Origin of the sequence: Flavobacterium sp. HJ-32-4 (genome assembly GCF_022532105.1) — a bacterium.
Taxonomy (GTDB): domain Bacteria; phylum Bacteroidota; class Bacteroidia; order Flavobacteriales; family Flavobacteriaceae; genus Flavobacterium.
Genome location: NZ_CP092832.1, coordinates 1922823 through 1937010, shown reverse-complemented (window position 1 = coordinate 1937010; position 14188 = coordinate 1922823). Strand labels below are relative to the sequence as shown.

Annotated in this window: 17 protein-coding genes; 16 read left to right on the top strand and 1 reads right to left on the bottom strand. The window is 50.9% G+C overall.

The window, feature by feature from the left end:
- Positions 1-63: 63 nt before the first annotated feature.
- The 16 genes from MKO97_RS07995 (at position 64) to MKO97_RS07920 (ending at position 11779) form a co-directional block, all read left to right on the top strand.
- Positions 64-2508, top strand: a complete 2445-nt coding sequence (locus tag MKO97_RS07995; RefSeq protein ID WP_241102687.1) for an outer membrane beta-barrel family protein — start codon at positions 64-66, stop codon at positions 2506-2508.
- Between the two features lie 179 nt (positions 2509-2687).
- Positions 2688-3281 (top strand): tRNA-(ms[2]io[6]A)-hydroxylase, encoded by a 594-nt coding sequence (locus MKO97_RS07990; protein ID WP_241102686.1) that lies wholly within the window; start codon positions 2688-2690, stop codon positions 3279-3281.
- Between the two features lie 29 nt (positions 3282-3310).
- Positions 3311-3805 (top strand): GNAT family N-acetyltransferase, encoded by a 495-nt coding sequence (locus tag MKO97_RS07985; protein WP_241102685.1) that lies wholly within the window; start codon positions 3311-3313, stop codon positions 3803-3805.
- A 79-nt stretch (positions 3806-3884) separates the two neighbouring features.
- Positions 3885-4478, top strand: coding sequence for a Crp/Fnr family transcriptional regulator (locus tag MKO97_RS07980; RefSeq protein WP_241102684.1), 594 nt, complete (start codon positions 3885-3887; stop codon positions 4476-4478).
- A 50-nt stretch (positions 4479-4528) separates the two neighbouring features.
- A complete protein-coding gene (locus tag MKO97_RS07975; protein ID WP_241102683.1) occupies positions 4529-5074 on the top strand; it encodes a flavodoxin family protein in 546 nt (181 codons plus the stop codon).
- A 312-nt stretch (positions 5075-5386) separates the two neighbouring features.
- Positions 5387-6175: an NYN domain-containing protein gene (locus MKO97_RS07970; protein ID WP_241102682.1), complete on the top strand. Its 789-nt coding sequence runs from the start codon at positions 5387-5389 to the stop codon at positions 6173-6175.
- A 165-nt stretch (positions 6176-6340) separates the two neighbouring features.
- The gene (locus MKO97_RS07965; RefSeq protein WP_241102681.1) at positions 6341-6796 is read left to right on the top strand and encodes a hypothetical protein; all 456 of its coding nucleotides are present in this window, start codon (positions 6341-6343) and stop codon (positions 6794-6796) included.
- Positions 6793-7416: a carboxypeptidase-like regulatory domain-containing protein gene (locus tag MKO97_RS07960; protein WP_241102680.1), complete on the top strand. Its 624-nt coding sequence runs from the start codon at positions 6793-6795 to the stop codon at positions 7414-7416. Before MKO97_RS07965 ends, MKO97_RS07960 begins: the two co-directional genes overlap by 4 nt.
- Positions 7417-7462: 46 nt before the next feature.
- Positions 7463-8014 carry a hypothetical protein gene (locus MKO97_RS07955; protein ID WP_241102679.1) on the top strand — a complete coding sequence of 184 codons (552 nt, stop codon included), beginning with the start codon at positions 7463-7465 and terminating at the stop codon, positions 8012-8014.
- A 39-nt stretch (positions 8015-8053) separates the two neighbouring features.
- Positions 8054-8563, top strand: a complete 510-nt coding sequence (locus tag MKO97_RS07950; protein ID WP_241102678.1) for a hypothetical protein — start codon at positions 8054-8056, stop codon at positions 8561-8563.
- Positions 8564-8611: 48 nt separating this feature from the next.
- Positions 8612-8809, top strand: a complete 198-nt coding sequence (locus tag MKO97_RS07945; protein ID WP_241102677.1) for a hypothetical protein — start codon at positions 8612-8614, stop codon at positions 8807-8809.
- A 3-nt stretch (positions 8810-8812) separates the two neighbouring features.
- Complete coding sequence (locus MKO97_RS07940) at positions 8813-9208, top strand: glyoxalase (RefSeq protein WP_241102676.1); 396 nt, start codon at positions 8813-8815, stop codon at positions 9206-9208.
- On the top strand, positions 9205-9603 hold the full coding sequence (locus tag MKO97_RS07935) for a hypothetical protein (RefSeq protein WP_241102675.1): 399 nt from the start codon (positions 9205-9207) through the stop codon (positions 9601-9603). Before MKO97_RS07940 ends, MKO97_RS07935 begins: the two co-directional genes overlap by 4 nt.
- Before the next feature lie 38 nt (positions 9604-9641).
- Positions 9642-10490 carry a polysaccharide deacetylase family protein gene (locus MKO97_RS07930; RefSeq protein WP_241102674.1) on the top strand — a complete coding sequence of 283 codons (849 nt, stop codon included), beginning with the start codon at positions 9642-9644 and terminating at the stop codon, positions 10488-10490.
- A 200-nt stretch (positions 10491-10690) separates the two neighbouring features.
- On the top strand, positions 10691-11137 hold the full coding sequence (locus tag MKO97_RS07925) for a response regulator transcription factor (protein ID WP_241102673.1): 447 nt from the start codon (positions 10691-10693) through the stop codon (positions 11135-11137).
- A 96-nt stretch (positions 11138-11233) separates the two neighbouring features.
- Positions 11234-11779, top strand: a complete 546-nt coding sequence (locus tag MKO97_RS07920) for a DUF4199 domain-containing protein (RefSeq protein WP_241102672.1) — start codon at positions 11234-11236, stop codon at positions 11777-11779.
- A gap of 67 nt (positions 11780-11846) precedes the next feature.
- Here MKO97_RS07920 and MKO97_RS07915 read toward each other — a convergent pair whose 3' ends face one another.
- The gene (locus MKO97_RS07915) at positions 11847-14093 is read right to left on the bottom strand and encodes a M1 family metallopeptidase (protein ID WP_241102671.1); all 2247 of its coding nucleotides are present in this window, start codon (positions 14091-14093) and stop codon (positions 11847-11849) included.
- Between the last annotated feature and the right edge of the window lie 95 nt (positions 14094-14188).

The window sequence follows — 14188 nt, the reverse complement described above, 5'->3', positions numbered from 1 at the left end:
GACGATCGTGTCGTGTAACGAAACAGGCGGAAGTAGCACCAATCGGAACCAAAAGAATAAAACATGAAAACGCCGAAACTGCTGCTGTCTGTCCTTCTCTTAGTATCCTTTTTTGCAACGGCCCAGGAAACCGGGTCGATCGACGGTACCATCCGAAGCGAAGGGCAACCTGCCGCCTCGGTGGTCGTGGTGCTGTTATCCGCGGAAGCGAAAACTATCGTACGCACCGAGTTGACCGACACCAACGGGACATTCCGGTTTAGCGGACTTCCGAACGACGGTTACCTCTTATCGGTGGAAGATCCTTCGTATTCGTCCTATCAAAGTAGCCTGGTCGCGATCGACGATGCCCACCGCAGCGTGTCATTACCGACGATAGAACTGCAAAAAGCCGCAGTCACCAACCTGCAGGAAGTGACGGTGGTGCGGCGGAAACCTTTGATAGAAAACAAAATCGACAAGGTCGTCGTTAATGTCGATGCACTCATGTCGGCAGCGGGGGGCGACGCGATGGACGTACTCGAAAAATCACCGGGTATCGTCATCGACCAGAACGGCACCATTACCTATAAAGGAAAATCCGGACTTTCGGTTTTCATAGACGGAAAGCCCAGTTATCTGTCGGGCGCCGACCTGGAAGCCTTCCTGAAGTCGTTACCGGCCGCGACCCTCAACCAGGTCGAACTCATGACCAATCCACCGGCCAAATACGACGCGGCGGGCGGTGGCGGCATCATCAATATTACCACCAAAAAAACCAATAGCCGCGGTTTCAACGGCAGTGTCAGTGCGCGGCTCACGCAGGGTAAGCGCTTTCGCGGACGGGAGAACCTCAACCTCAATTACCTAGGCGACAACGTCCGGATATTCGGTTCGGCCGGCGTCGACTATACCGCCTCGGTGAACGACCTCGACATCTACCGCCGTTTCAAGGATGAGGACGGAACCGTCGTACGGTATTTCGACCAGAACAGTATCCTCGAGAATAAAGCCCGAAGCGGAAATGCACGGGCCGGCATCGATTATTACGCCTCCGACAAGACCACTTTTGGCGCGATGGTATTCGGCCTGTACCGCGAATCGACCGTCGAATCCGATGTTAATAGTGTGTTGCGCAATGCAGCCCGTGCACTCGACTCGACCGTCGTGGCGCGCAACCGGAACGAGGTACCCTTCCGCAACCTCACCTTCAACCTCAACATGCGCCACGATTTTGCCGACGGCGCCAAATGGACAGCCGATGCCGACTACCTGTTGTACCGCACCGAGACCGACCAGCGCTTCCGGAACTTTGTCTACGGTCCGGATGGACAGGAACGCAACCAGGATGAATCAAAAGGCTACTTACCGTCAGACATCGACATCGTTTCCTTGAAAACCGACTACAGCCGGCAATTCAAGAATGGTCTTTCTTTTGAGACCGGCTATAAAGTCAGTCTGTCGAAAACCGACAACATTGCCGATTACCGCGATGCCATCGGAGGTGTTTTCGTGCCGAATTACGACCAAAGCAATCATTTCCGCTACGATGAAACCATCCATGCGGGCTATGTAAACGGCAGCCGTGCGTTTGGGCGTATCGCCGTGCAGGCAGGACTCCGACTGGAAAACACTGACTCTAAAGGAAATCAGTTGGGTAATCCTGAAAAACCGGCGTCGCGTTTCCGACGGAACTACACAAACCTCTTCCCCACTCTGTACGTGCAATACCAATTGGATTCCATTGGCAATCACGTATTGGTTACGTCGTACGGCAAACGCATCAACCGACCCTATTACGAAGACCTGAACCCGTTTGTCTCGCCGCTTGACAAGTTTACGTTTTATGCAGGAAACCCGTACCTGAACCCGTCGTTCGCGCACAATGTAGAGTTGTCGTATCGTTACAAAGGCTATTTTTCGACCACAGCCAGCTACGGCTTCACCCGCGATGACATCAATGAAACCATTGAAATCACCGATGGCATATACTACAGCCGCCCGGGTAACATCGGACAAAGCCGTTTTTACAGCCTGAATGCCAATGCGCAGATTCCGTTTACCAAATGGTGGACGTCAAACCTATATGCCGAGTTGACCCGCACCGAATACGAAAGTCGCCTTTACACCGAAACACTCGATGCGTCGGGCACGTTCTGCGTGTTCAACGCCACCAACACCTTTATCCTGCCTTCTGACTGGAGTGTGGAAGTGTCGGGTTATTACCAAAGCAACATCGTGTCGTCGCAGTTCGTATTGCTGGAACGCGGCGGTGTGAACCTGGCCGTACAGCATAAACTATGGAAAGGAAAAGGCAGCGTGAAGCTGATTGGCAATGACCTTTTCTACACCGGCATCAACCGCGGCATTATTAACAACCTAGCCAACGTGAACGCGAACTGGACGAACAAACCCGATTCCCGTTTCGTCTCCTTGGCACTCAACTACAGCTTCGGCAAGGCCTTTGAAACACCGAAAGCGTATGATGCGAATGGGGCGGAGAGTGAGAAGAGTCGGGTGAAAACGTGATAATTAGCGAATGAGGTGATGAGCGAATTAGCGAATGGATGAAGAGGGCGTATAAGTACTTTCATATAGAGTATGTTCCACCTACGCTTATTTCAAGCCAATTCATTTTGCCTTACTTTTGCAATCAGGAACGTCTGTTTCATTCGCTAATTTGCTAATTAATCCATTCGCTAATTACCATGTCCACCTTCCGCCTCCAACTTCCCACCGACCCACGTTGGGTTGACATCGTCGAGACGAACATCGAAGAAATCCTGACCGACCATGCGTGGTGCGAGCAAAAAGCCGCTTCGAATGCCATTACGCTGGTCACGCAGAATTCCGATTATCCCGATTTGGTGACCGAGATGCTGGCTATTGCGAAAGAAGAGATCGCGCATTTCGAGATGGTGCATGAGATCATCAAGAAGCGCGGCTACAAACTGGGTCGCGAGCGAAAGGACGACTATGTAGGGGAACTGGCCCACTATATGAAGCAAAGCACCAACGGCAGCCGCCAGTCGGCCTTCGTCGAGCGGATGTTGTTCGCTGCGATGATCGAAGCCAGAAGCTGCGAGCGTTTCAAGGTACTCTCGGAGAACATCAAAGACGAAGAACTGGCCACCTTTTACCGCGACCTGATGGAAAGCGAGGCCAGCCACTATACAACCTTTATCACCTTTGCCCGAAAATATGGCGGTAGCATCGACGTTGAAAAGCGTTGGCGCGAATGGCTGGCGTTTGAAGCGACGGTGATCGCTAAGTATGGAAAGAAAGAAACGGTGCATGGCTAACCGACACACTGACTGAATAACCACTTTCCATGATTACCCTATCCCCTGCTCTTCCGTCCGAATTTCCGATCATCCGTCACATAGCCGAACAAACGTGGCCGGTGACGTATGGCAATATCCTTTCAAAAGAGCAGCTGGAGTATATGATTGCCAAATTGTATTCGGATGAGAAACTACAGCGCGACGCAGCGGCGGGCCATCTATTCTGGTTCGCCCGGGAGGATGACGCCGTGTTAGGCTTTATAGGAATCGAGCACGGACTGGAGGGCGACGCCAGTAAACTCCACAAAATCTACATCCTGCCGGAAGCACAGGGCAAAGGCATCGGCGCGCTGTTGATGGACAAAGCCGAATCATTGGCCGAGGAGGCTGGATCGAAACGTCTTACACTCAATGTCAACCGTTTCAACAATGCCCGCTACTTCTATGAAAAACGTGGCTTTGTGGTCATGAGCCTGGAAGATATCGACATAGGAGAAGGCTTTTTGATGGAAGATTATGTGATGGGGAAGGAGTTGGGTTAGGAGTGGTTGGTTGTTGGTTATTGGTTGTTGACTTTAGACTTTAAACTTTAGACTTTCCACTTTTTCCTATCTTCCGGCTATGGAAACGGATGCCATTCTGCGTCACATCGCCCAACACATTACCCTGGAGCCCGACGAGGTGGCTTTTTTTACCTCATTGCTGCAAGCGCGTACCTTACGCAAAAAGGAATTGCTATTGCAGCAAGGCGCTATCTGTCCGGCCGAGTATTTCATCGTGACAGGATGCGTCCGGGTATTTACCACCGATGCGGATGGTGTGGATCATATTACCTTCTTCGGAACCGAGAACTGGTGGGTGGGCGATATGTACAGCTTCCTCTCACAGAAACCCGCGCTGCATTCCATCGAGGCACTTGAGCCCACCGAGTTGCTTTGCCTGACCAAAGCTGACCTTGAACATTTGTATGTGCGCGTACCGAAATTCGAGCGCTTCTTCCGGATCTTATTGCAGAACGCCTTCATCGCCCAACAGCAGCGCATCAACCAGACACTTTCGCTGTCGGCCGAAGAACGCTACCAGCAATTCCGGCAGCGGTTTCCGCAGCTCGAACAACGCATACCCCAGAAACAACTGGCTGCCTATCTGGGCGTCACGCCTGTTTTCCTGAGTATGATGCGGAGTCGTTGGGCCAAAGGCAATTTCTTAAAGTAGTTGAACTTTTTTGCGATGCGAGGTGACGTCCTTTGCCAAAAACAACGGATATGTCTATCGTTATCATTTACCACAGCGGCTACGGTCATACGAAAATCGTAGCTGAACACATCGCGAAAGGTGCTACTACGATTACGCCCGACGTGCGCTTATTGTCAACCGAAGAGGCCATGGCCGACTGGGACGTGCTTCATGAAGCGCGCGCCCTGGTCTTCGGATCGCCCACCTATATGGGCAGCGTGTCAGCCGGTTTCAAAACCTTTATGGAAGCGACGGGTCGTTTCTGGTACCAACAGAAATGGCGCGACAAACTGGCGGCCGGCTTCACGAATTCGTCGACCGTGAACGGCGATAAACTCATGGTCTTACAGCAGCTATCCATCTTCGCCGCACAACACGGCATGCTGTGGATTCCAACAGGCATCCTACCCGAATTTGAAAACGACGTACAGAAAGAAGAACCCAACGGACTGGCGAGTTACCTCGGACTAATGACCCTTTCCGATAATGCCATCGGCGAGGTACATACGCCCAAGGGGGTCGCCACCGCGGAACTATTTGGGGCACGCATCGCCCGTTTGGCTATACAGCAATAGTCCTTAAAACGTCCTCAACTGAGGAATTGAGGAACGGAGTAACGGAGTAACTGAGAAACTGAGAAACTGAGGAACTGAGGAATTGAGGAATTGAGGAATTGAGAACCTCAGGAATTAAGGCGCTCAGGGACTCAGGAGCTAAGGGACTCAGGAGCTAAGGGACTCACAGTCCAAACCCTCCGCCTGGATAAATTCCTTCAAAAACCCTTCACTCAAAACCCAAACCTCAACACCCAAACCTAAAACCCGTACCTTCGCTTCGTAGTAACCCCGGTGACCAGCGGGCGGCCCTACCGCAAAACTGCATCACCCATGGAGAAAAATTTCAAAATCGCTGTATTGATAGACGGCGATAATGCCCAACCGAAAATATTAAAGGAGATACTTGAAGAGGTCGCCAAATATGGCAAAGCCACCATCCGTCGTATTTACGGCGACTGGACGACCCATCAGATGAAAGGCTGGAAAGACATTGTCAACCAGCACTCGTTCAACCCCATACAGAAGTTTTCGTATACGAAAGGAAAGAACTCAACCGACAGCGCGATGATCATCGATGCGATGGACATATTGCACGAGCGTAACGTAGACGGCTATTGCATTGTGTCAAGCGACAGCGACTATACCGGATTGGCGAAGCGCATACGGGAAGAAGGTATATTCGTGATGGGAATCGGACGACAGACCACACCCGACGCATTTATACAATCGTGTGAAGTGTTCGTATTTGCTGAAACCATCAGCGGAGAGGCGGAAACCGAAACCGCTCCGGAACCGGTTGCGGTAGAGACGACGGCAAAACCATCACGCCAATCGACCTCAAGGAAAGGGGCAAAACCGCTTCCGCCGTCGCGCCCGAAGAAGCTGCAAGTGGATATCCGGCTGATCAACAAAGCCTTTGAAATCTCGGCCGGAGAAGACGAGCAGGTGCATATTTCGCAGATGGGACTCAACCTTCGGAAGATCGATCCCAGCTTCGACGCACGTTCGTTCGGGTTCAAAACCCTTACCAACCTTTTCGAGAATCTGGGCGGCTATGAAGTCATCCGTAAGGAAGCCAATGGCATCACCCATTCACTGCTGAAGAAAGTCGGGCGATAGGCGGACCTATACTGCGTTGTAAACCGGAAAGCTCCGAAAGAAAAAAGCGAATAACAGGACGACGTTGGTATTTGTATTTTTTTGTACATTCGCCTCCAACGAATAGAGAAATCGAAAAACTTCTCCCAAAAAAACAAAACAAACACCGAAAACAATCGAACCGTTATGAGACTATTCTTACTTGCACTTGTCACTTTCCTGTGCCTGGGCGTTGCGGCGCAGGATTCCATCCCTTCACACATGGCCGCCGACAGTATTCCGGCTTCCAATCCCATCCCGGAAGAAGTAGCCACCGAACAACCCGAAGCCAGCGGCCAGACCGTTCGCTTTCCTATGAGTCCTTCTGCCTTCAAACTATCGCTTTGTGTGTTAGGCTTCGGCTTACTGATCCTCTTAGGGGAAATCGTATTGGTATGGAAATTAGGGATCTCACCACAAGACACCATCAAGTTCATCGTGGTGACCATCATCGTGATTGGGTCGCTTTACCTGATTACGGCTGGCTACACCAACGACCAGATCGCGCCGGCCATGGGACTTTTGGGTACCATAGCAGGTTATCTGCTCGGTAAGATGGGACCTGAGAGTGCCTCTAATAATAAGCCCGACGCACAAGGATGAAAAAGCTATTTTCACTATTATGCCTTCTCATAGGCATTAGTTGTTTCTCACAATCCGATTGCCAGACCGATATCATCGTGACCGTAAAATCGGCCGACCTGCAAAATCCGATTGACGGAGCGGCAGTCAGTTTGGTGGATAGCAACAATACAATATCCCCAGACGTAATGACCGACGCGACTGGTGTGGCCAAACTTTCGGCCCGTTGTGACGCAGCTTACTTTATCAGGGTATACAAAAGCGGATATGAGCCAACAGAACTGCCTGTATCGACCAAAAAAGGGGAAGTTTCGCAGCTGGAAGTAAACCTCATACCGATCGATGCTGTACATGCATCTGCCGGCTATATCGACCAGTTTATCGTACGGGTCTACAACCCGACGACCGCACCACTCGACATCCGGTTTGGTCCTAACGAGCGCACGCTCGCAACCCATACGATACGTGCGGGCGAACTCTGGGAAAGTGAACCGTACCAAAACATATCAGATCTGATGTTGTGGATCTCCACGGGCAGGGTTACCAAAAAATATATGACCAAACCGGGTAAGGCCTACCAAATTGAATTCAATCGTGGTCAGCGCTGCTACGTAATTAAGGAGGTAGATGTACATAGATAGGGCACGACACCTGTTTTTTTCGACCTGCACCTTCTTTTGTCTGACAATGGTTGTACAAACGGCGACGGCGCAGACGGAAACGCAAACGGAAACGGAAATGACGGCGACGAATACCGCTTACATCCAAACCGGATTTGCCGGTGCCTGGGTGGGAGCCGAATGGAAACTGGGACGGTTGTGGGCGATTCGCACCGAGGCCGGACTTGACTTCGGTTTACGGGGTGGAGATATCGTGGGCGAGACAACGCGGATATGGGCACCTGTTTTCAATGTAGAACCCCGATTTTACTACAATCTTGCCAAACGGGCATCAGCCGGAAAGAACATTTTTGGTAATAGCGGTAATTTCCTGGCGGTTCGAATGGACTACCATCCGGATTGGTTTACGATTTCCAATCGAAGTGATGTCAACGTAATCGAGCAATTTCAAATCATCCCGAAATGGGGTATTCGTCGGCATATCGGATCTTCGCGCTTCCACTATGAAGTCGGTATCGGCGTCGGCTACCGCCATCTTTTCCTTTCGCGGTACAACATCAACGATACCGAAGATGAAATTGCGGTCGACGTCCACATACGCATTGGCTATACCTTCTGAGTATACATCGCGCCCTTTTCGTATTTTGCAATAAAAAGCATGCGAAGACTTTTGCTTTTGGTGCTGTGGACGACGGTGTCGTGGGGACAGGACGTAACTCCTCGTCCAACGCCCTTTTTCCGTAACCTGAACGAACTGGATGGGTTCCGCGATTTCCGTGATGGCGGCGGACAGATCGTACGCAGTAACGACAGCACGTCAGGTCGCTTCGCGCTATCTGTTTGGCATAGTGACGAGCGGACGGTCTTCGCCTTTCTGGAGATTGTGTCGCGAGACAGCGCAGGAAAGGCATACTATCGCCTGTTAGACAAGCTGGAAACAATGCCTTCCACCCCCTACAAACGATGGGTGATGGTGGACTGTGAAGCACCGACCTCCGTTTTCCGTACCTATGTGATCGTGCAAGAATTAGACGATGATGGCCAACCCTTCCCGATCAAGACCGCATGGTGCGCGAATCCATCTACCGGACGGCTTGAGGTCGTTTCTGAACCCCAACGCCTTCATTGTCAAACCGAAAACGACGGCAGCGGATGCTCAGACGAATGACGGTGTAGTGCCAAAACTTCCGTATCTTTCCCTTGTACAAACCACACTATGAAAATCAAACACGCCCTCTTCCTCATCGCGGCCGGCTTCGGACTCGACTTCGTCGGAGCTTTCTGGAAAATCATGCATGGGCCGTTCGCGAATATTCTGCTCATGGCCGCATTGGTGTTGAAGATAACGGGCCTGATTGCGTTACTTGTAAAACTGGTCTCAAACACACGGTTTCGGGACTTCATGAACCAATAAATGATGGAACTACCTTCTACCGCAAAACCACTCACGGGCGTCCAATCCCTTCGCCCTTTCCTCGGCGCCAAGGATTTTGAAACTTCCCGCCGTTTCTATCGTACCATTGGTTTTACCGAGACACTGTTATGGGACGGCTTCGCGTTGTTTTCTACGCCTTCGGGTTTCTCTTTTTACCTGCAGAATGCCTATGTAAAAGACTGGATTGACAATACACAGGTGTTTATGGAAGTCGCCAATACCGAAGCCATACACGATGCGCTGGCTGCACTCGATCTTCCGGCGCAGTTTCAAGGCGTACGTCTCACACCGGTTCAACACGCCCACTGGGGCCGCGAGTGTTTCCTGCACGATCCATCCGGTATTCTGTGGCATTTTGGTACCTTTATCACACCATGAAATATTATTTTATCCTAGTACTCATCCTGGCCTCACTTTCCACTACAGCCCAGTTATCCGAAAGCGCGCTGATTGGAAAATGGAAGGTGTCGGAAGTCGTTTTGACCGCGGAAGATCCCGGCACGCGTCAACTCTACCAGGGATTTAAAGACGCGTTGTTTGTTTTCTCAGCCGATCACCACCTGCAGTTCTCGTCACCCAGTACGTCGCGCACCTTCGGGCTTATTGCAACTAAACTGGCTACCAATGATTGGGTGTTGGAAGGAAAGAACCTCCGTATCGGATCGAAAGCCGATCATTTCCAGACCATGCAGATCACTATCGACAGTTCCGGCGGCAATACGTTTTTTGTGCTTGAAGGCACGCCCGTCCGTTTACGGATGGTGAAACAATAAGCGATTGTTGCCTTACCGTCATCTCTATTTTCGTTCCTATGAAAGTGTCGTTTTCTTTTTGCCTTTTCCTTCTTGCACTGATCGCCACCGGTCAACAACCGACCCGCCTGATTGTTCGGGGTGACGACATGGGCTACTCGCATTCAGGCAATGAAGCGCTGATGGAATGCTTTAAGGGAGGCATACAGAAAACCATTGAGGTTATTGTGCCTTCGCCCTGGTTTCCGGAAGCAGTGAAGATGTTACAGGAACATCCGAATGTAGATGTGGGCGTACACTTAACCCTTACCAGTGAATGGGACAATGTGAAATGGCGTCCGCTTACCAAGGCGGCTTCCCTTACGGATGAAAATGGCTACTTCCGCCCGATGATATGGCCGAACCCGAACTATCCCGGAAAGGCGTTGTTGGAAAACCACTGGGATCTTCGCGATATCGAAGCGGAATTTCGGGCACAAATTGAAATGGCCAGGAGGCTAATTCCGCAGGTCAGCCACATTTCATCGCACATGTGGTGTACGGAAATGACACCCGAAGTGAAAGCCATGGCGAAGCGACTTGCCAAAGAATACCAGATTGACATTGATCTCGACGAATTAGGTGTCGGTACGTTTCGTTATGATGGTCCGTCGGGTACGCCTAAAGAAAAGATGGCTTCCTTTCTGTCGGCCTTGTCAAAGCTCGAACCCGGTAAAACCTATATGTTTCTCGATCACCCGGGTCATGACGATCCGGAATTACGGGCCATCCACCATATCGGCTACGAAAATGTAGCGGTCGACCGTGCCGGAGTGACACAGTTGTTTTTGTCACCGGAAGTGCGAAAATTCCTGTCGGACAAGCACATAGAGCTCATTTCTTACGCGGACCTTCGACGTCGTCCCTAACGGCTGAAACTTTTTTTTATTTTTTTTCCCAATCCAAAGCAACCCCTATTGCGTATATGCATCTACAAGGCATAACAATGGGAGAATTTGCTATGAACCTTATTTGTTAGATCGATTTGTTTTTGGTTTATGTTATGTGAAGGCCATCCCCCCCGGATGGCCTTTCTTTTTGCTTCGCTGACGTTCGTTATATTTGCGTCATGAGGATACCCAAACGCGATATCGTTCTCTACGGTGTGGGTGCCGCGCTACTGCTGGTGGGGTTGGAAGCGGCACAATATCGGTTTACGGTTTCGGCCAACCGTTTTGAAATATATGCCGCGGTCGTTGCGGTTGTTTTTGCCTGCATAGGCGCCTGGATCGCTACCTCGGTCAAACCCAAGTCTGACAAAACCACTACTCCCCAAACGATTACTCCTACTTCAGTTGCTGATGACGCCCTACGACAACAACTTGGAATTAGTGCCCGTGAAATGGACGTTTTACAACTCATGGCCGCCGGGCACAGTAATGAGGAGATCGCCGAACGCCTCTTCATTTCTACCAATACCGTCAAGACCCATAGTTCCTCACTATATGGGAAACTTGATGTAAAACGACGCACGCAGGCCGTGACCAAGGCGAAAAACCTGGGACTTATTAACTAGTACTAACGGATGAATTTTACAAAATCACCCAAAAGTATGACCCCATTTCAACTTTGACACGGCAACTTTGACACCACTAACACAAAATTCACCACCATGAAAAAAGTCATTTGGACGTACGGCGCGATTGCCTCTTCTATTGTAGTAGCGATGATGATCGCTGCGGTCATTATTCACGAAAACCACCCCGATAGCCAAGGCAGCATGGCGATTGGCTTTCTGGGTATGTTCATCGCCTTCGCCTTTAACTTTGTCGCGCTGGCTCGTTACCGTCGCGATCATGTAATCGAAGGGCTTTCATTTGGAAAAGCAATTTCGATCTGTCTCCTGATTTCCTTGATCACCACCACGGCCTACGTGGGCGCCTGGGGCGTATCCTATCACTTTTTCTTTCCCGATTTCATGGACCAGTACCTGGCTATGGAAGTAACGAAACTTCAGGAAGCGGGTCACACCGCCCAGCAAATTGCAGCCGAAACGGCCGATACCAAATGGATGGCCGATCATTATGATAACCCACTCGTGTTTATCGGCCTGACGGCCATTGAGATTTTACCGATCGGACTGGGAATGTCCTTACTGGCAGCGCTGATCATGAAACGAAAACCGGCACACGGAGCTTCCCAACTGTCGCATACCTAAAAAGAAAGGGCCGTCGGAATGACAGCCCTTTTGTCTTTTTACTCAGTTACTTAGTTACTCAGTCACTCTATTTCTCACGATCAAACGGCAGTTCGCGTCCCTGTACGAACAGGATCACTTTAGAACGGTCTTCGTTGAACTGGACATCAAGTCCGGGTACGCCAAACTTATCATTGCCTTTTGACTCCAATGGAATGGGCGGGTTATTTGGAAGCGTTAGGGTCAACGTGCCGCGTTCATCCGAAAACGTCAATTTCACCGGCAACATCGGATTACCAAATACCCCAACGAATTCAGTTACATCGATGGTCGTATCTTTTTCGATTTTGTCTTTATCAGACGTCCAGACGTTGTTCACTGCGTTCACGTCAGGAAGGGCGTGATCCGGATCGAGCTCAATACGGGTGATCTCTTCTGTGGAGGGGAAACGGAATGTCCATTGTTTGTTGCGTTGCCAGATTTCCACCGGAAGGGTTTTGCGCACTTTCGTACCGCTTTTACCCGTTACTTCCACGGTTACCGGCATCGGCATTTTTTCGAGATTGGTGATGGTGATGACCGTTCCTTTCTCGGGTTTGTTTTTCTGGTACATCACGTTGTCGATCTTCACATCGAAGCGCCAGTTGTTGATGAACCAACCACGCCAGAACCAGGAAAGGTCTTCGCCCGCCACATTTTCGATGGTACGGAAAAAGTCGTCCGGCATCGGGTGCTTGAACGCCCAACGATGGGTATACTCGCGGAAGGCGCGGTCGAAACGCTCTTTACCTAATACCTGTTCACGAAGAATGGTGAGTCCGGTCGCGGGCTTGTCATACGCCAGCACCCCCAGGTTCGCCTCCTTCAGTCCGTCGGGCATGGTGTAGATCGGCTCCAGGTCGGGAGAGGTTAATTCTTCCGACTTGTAGTTGACATTCGGACGCTTGTAGAGGTATTCTCCTTTATTGAAATCTTCGGCGCTCAGCGAGTTGATGAACGTATTGAAGCCTTCATCCATCCAGGCGAAGAGGCGTTCATTTGAACCTACGATCATCGGGAACCAGCCGTGGCCGAACTCGTGGTCGGTAACGCCCCACAGATCCGATCCTTTTGAGGTATACTCACAGAATACGATGCCCGGATATTCCATCCCACCCACAATCGACGCCACATTGGTAGCGGCCGGATACGGGTATTCGAACCAACGCTTGGAGTAATTCTCAATACTCGTTTTCGTGTATTCGGTTGACCGTCCCCATGCGTCCATTCCGTCACTTTCGACCGGATAAGCCGAGATGGCCAACGATTTCTTTCCACTTGGAAGGTTAATACGGGCCGCATCGACGATAAAGGCAGCCGACGACGCCCACGACACATCGCGCGCATTCTGGATGCGGAAACGCCAGGTGAGCTCTTTCTTGCCAGACGGACGCGATGACGCCTCGGTTACCTCAGCTGCAGAGCGAATGATCACCGTTTTGTCGCTTTTCCGCGCTTCTTCCCAACGTTTTACCTGAGCCGCCGTATACACTTCCGTCGGATTCAGCAATTCACCTGAACATACAACAATGTGGTTGGCCGGAGCGGTTATCGACACATCGAAGTTGCCGTACTCGAGGTAGAATTCTCCGGCTCCCTGATACGGAAGCGTGTTCCATCCTCTCACATCATCATACACCGCCATGCGTGGATACCATTGGGCGACAGAGAAAATATCGCCGTTTTTGGTCGCCTGTACGCCCATTCGGTCAGAACCGAAGATCGGCGACACGAACGAGAAATCAATCTTCAGTTTGACGGTGCCGCCCGGACGCAGATCCGTTGGAAGGAACACCTGCATACGGGTATCGGTGATTTCATATTTCAGCACTTGTTCAGAGGTCTTTCCGTTCACGGTAGACACAAGTTTCACTGCGCCAATTCGATGGCCGCCGTCAAATTTTTCATTTTTATCCCCGTTACGGCTGCCCGTTACCGGAATGACCGCCTTCCCGCGCGAATCGTTGGCGAAGAGGTTTTGGTCGACATACAACCAAAGAAAAGAGAGTTTGTCGGGACTGTTGTTGGTGTACGTCAGGACTTCGCTTCCGCGGATGGTACGCGTGGCCGGATCGAGTGATGCCGTCAGTTGGTAGTCGGCGCGGTTCTGCCAGTAGGCCGGACCCGGTTGACCTCCGGATGACCGCGTGGGGCTTCCGTCTTTCGTATAAAACCCCGGTGCGAAGGCTTCGTGGTAGTCGTAATTGGACTTGACGTCCTCGTCCTGGGCCAGGGCCGACAGGGAAACAAAAAGCAGCGAGGCCAGGGCCAGGCCACCCATGCGGAGATCTCTCATCTTCATAAAGGATTAGCGGGACAAATTAACAGAAAAAATACGAACACTGCGTTTCACATGATCCGCTCTTACCATAAAAATACGTTAAAGGTGGT

Bases quoted from the DNA above. Each gene is read 5' to 3' on its own strand.
- MKO97_RS07940 (WP_241102676.1), top strand. From the start codon at position 8,813: ATGGAACTACCTTCTACCGCAAAACCACTCACGGGCGTCCAATCCCTT.
- MKO97_RS07915 (WP_241102671.1), bottom strand. From the start codon at position 14,093: ATGAGAGATCTCCGCATGGGTGGCCTGGCCCTGGCCTCGCTGCTTTTT.
- MKO97_RS07950 (WP_241102678.1), top strand. From the start codon at position 8,054: ATGCGAAGACTTTTGCTTTTGGTGCTGTGGACGACGGTGTCGTGGGGA.
- MKO97_RS07935 (WP_241102675.1), top strand. From the start codon at position 9,205: ATGAAATATTATTTTATCCTAGTACTCATCCTGGCCTCACTTTCCACT.
- MKO97_RS07955 (WP_241102679.1), top strand. From the start codon at position 7,463: ATGGTTGTACAAACGGCGACGGCGCAGACGGAAACGCAAACGGAAACG.
- MKO97_RS07980 (WP_241102684.1), top strand. From the start codon at position 3,885: ATGGAAACGGATGCCATTCTGCGTCACATCGCCCAACACATTACCCTG.
- MKO97_RS07965 (WP_241102681.1), top strand. From the start codon at position 6,341: ATGAGACTATTCTTACTTGCACTTGTCACTTTCCTGTGCCTGGGCGTT.
- MKO97_RS07975 (WP_241102683.1), top strand. From the start codon at position 4,529: ATGTCTATCGTTATCATTTACCACAGCGGCTACGGTCATACGAAAATC.
- MKO97_RS07925 (WP_241102673.1), top strand. From the start codon at position 10,691: ATGAGGATACCCAAACGCGATATCGTTCTCTACGGTGTGGGTGCCGCG.
- MKO97_RS07930 (WP_241102674.1), top strand. From the start codon at position 9,642: ATGAAAGTGTCGTTTTCTTTTTGCCTTTTCCTTCTTGCACTGATCGCC.
- MKO97_RS07945 (WP_241102677.1), top strand. From the start codon at position 8,612: ATGAAAATCAAACACGCCCTCTTCCTCATCGCGGCCGGCTTCGGACTC.
- MKO97_RS07985 (WP_241102685.1), top strand. From the start codon at position 3,311: ATGATTACCCTATCCCCTGCTCTTCCGTCCGAATTTCCGATCATCCGT.
- MKO97_RS07995 (WP_241102687.1), top strand. From the start codon at position 64: ATGAAAACGCCGAAACTGCTGCTGTCTGTCCTTCTCTTAGTATCCTTT.
- MKO97_RS07970 (WP_241102682.1), top strand. From the start codon at position 5,387: ATGGAGAAAAATTTCAAAATCGCTGTATTGATAGACGGCGATAATGCC.
- MKO97_RS07920 (WP_241102672.1), top strand. From the start codon at position 11,234: ATGAAAAAAGTCATTTGGACGTACGGCGCGATTGCCTCTTCTATTGTA.
- MKO97_RS07960 (WP_241102680.1), top strand. From the start codon at position 6,793: ATGAAAAAGCTATTTTCACTATTATGCCTTCTCATAGGCATTAGTTGT.
- MKO97_RS07990 (WP_241102686.1), top strand. From the start codon at position 2,688: ATGTCCACCTTCCGCCTCCAACTTCCCACCGACCCACGTTGGGTTGAC.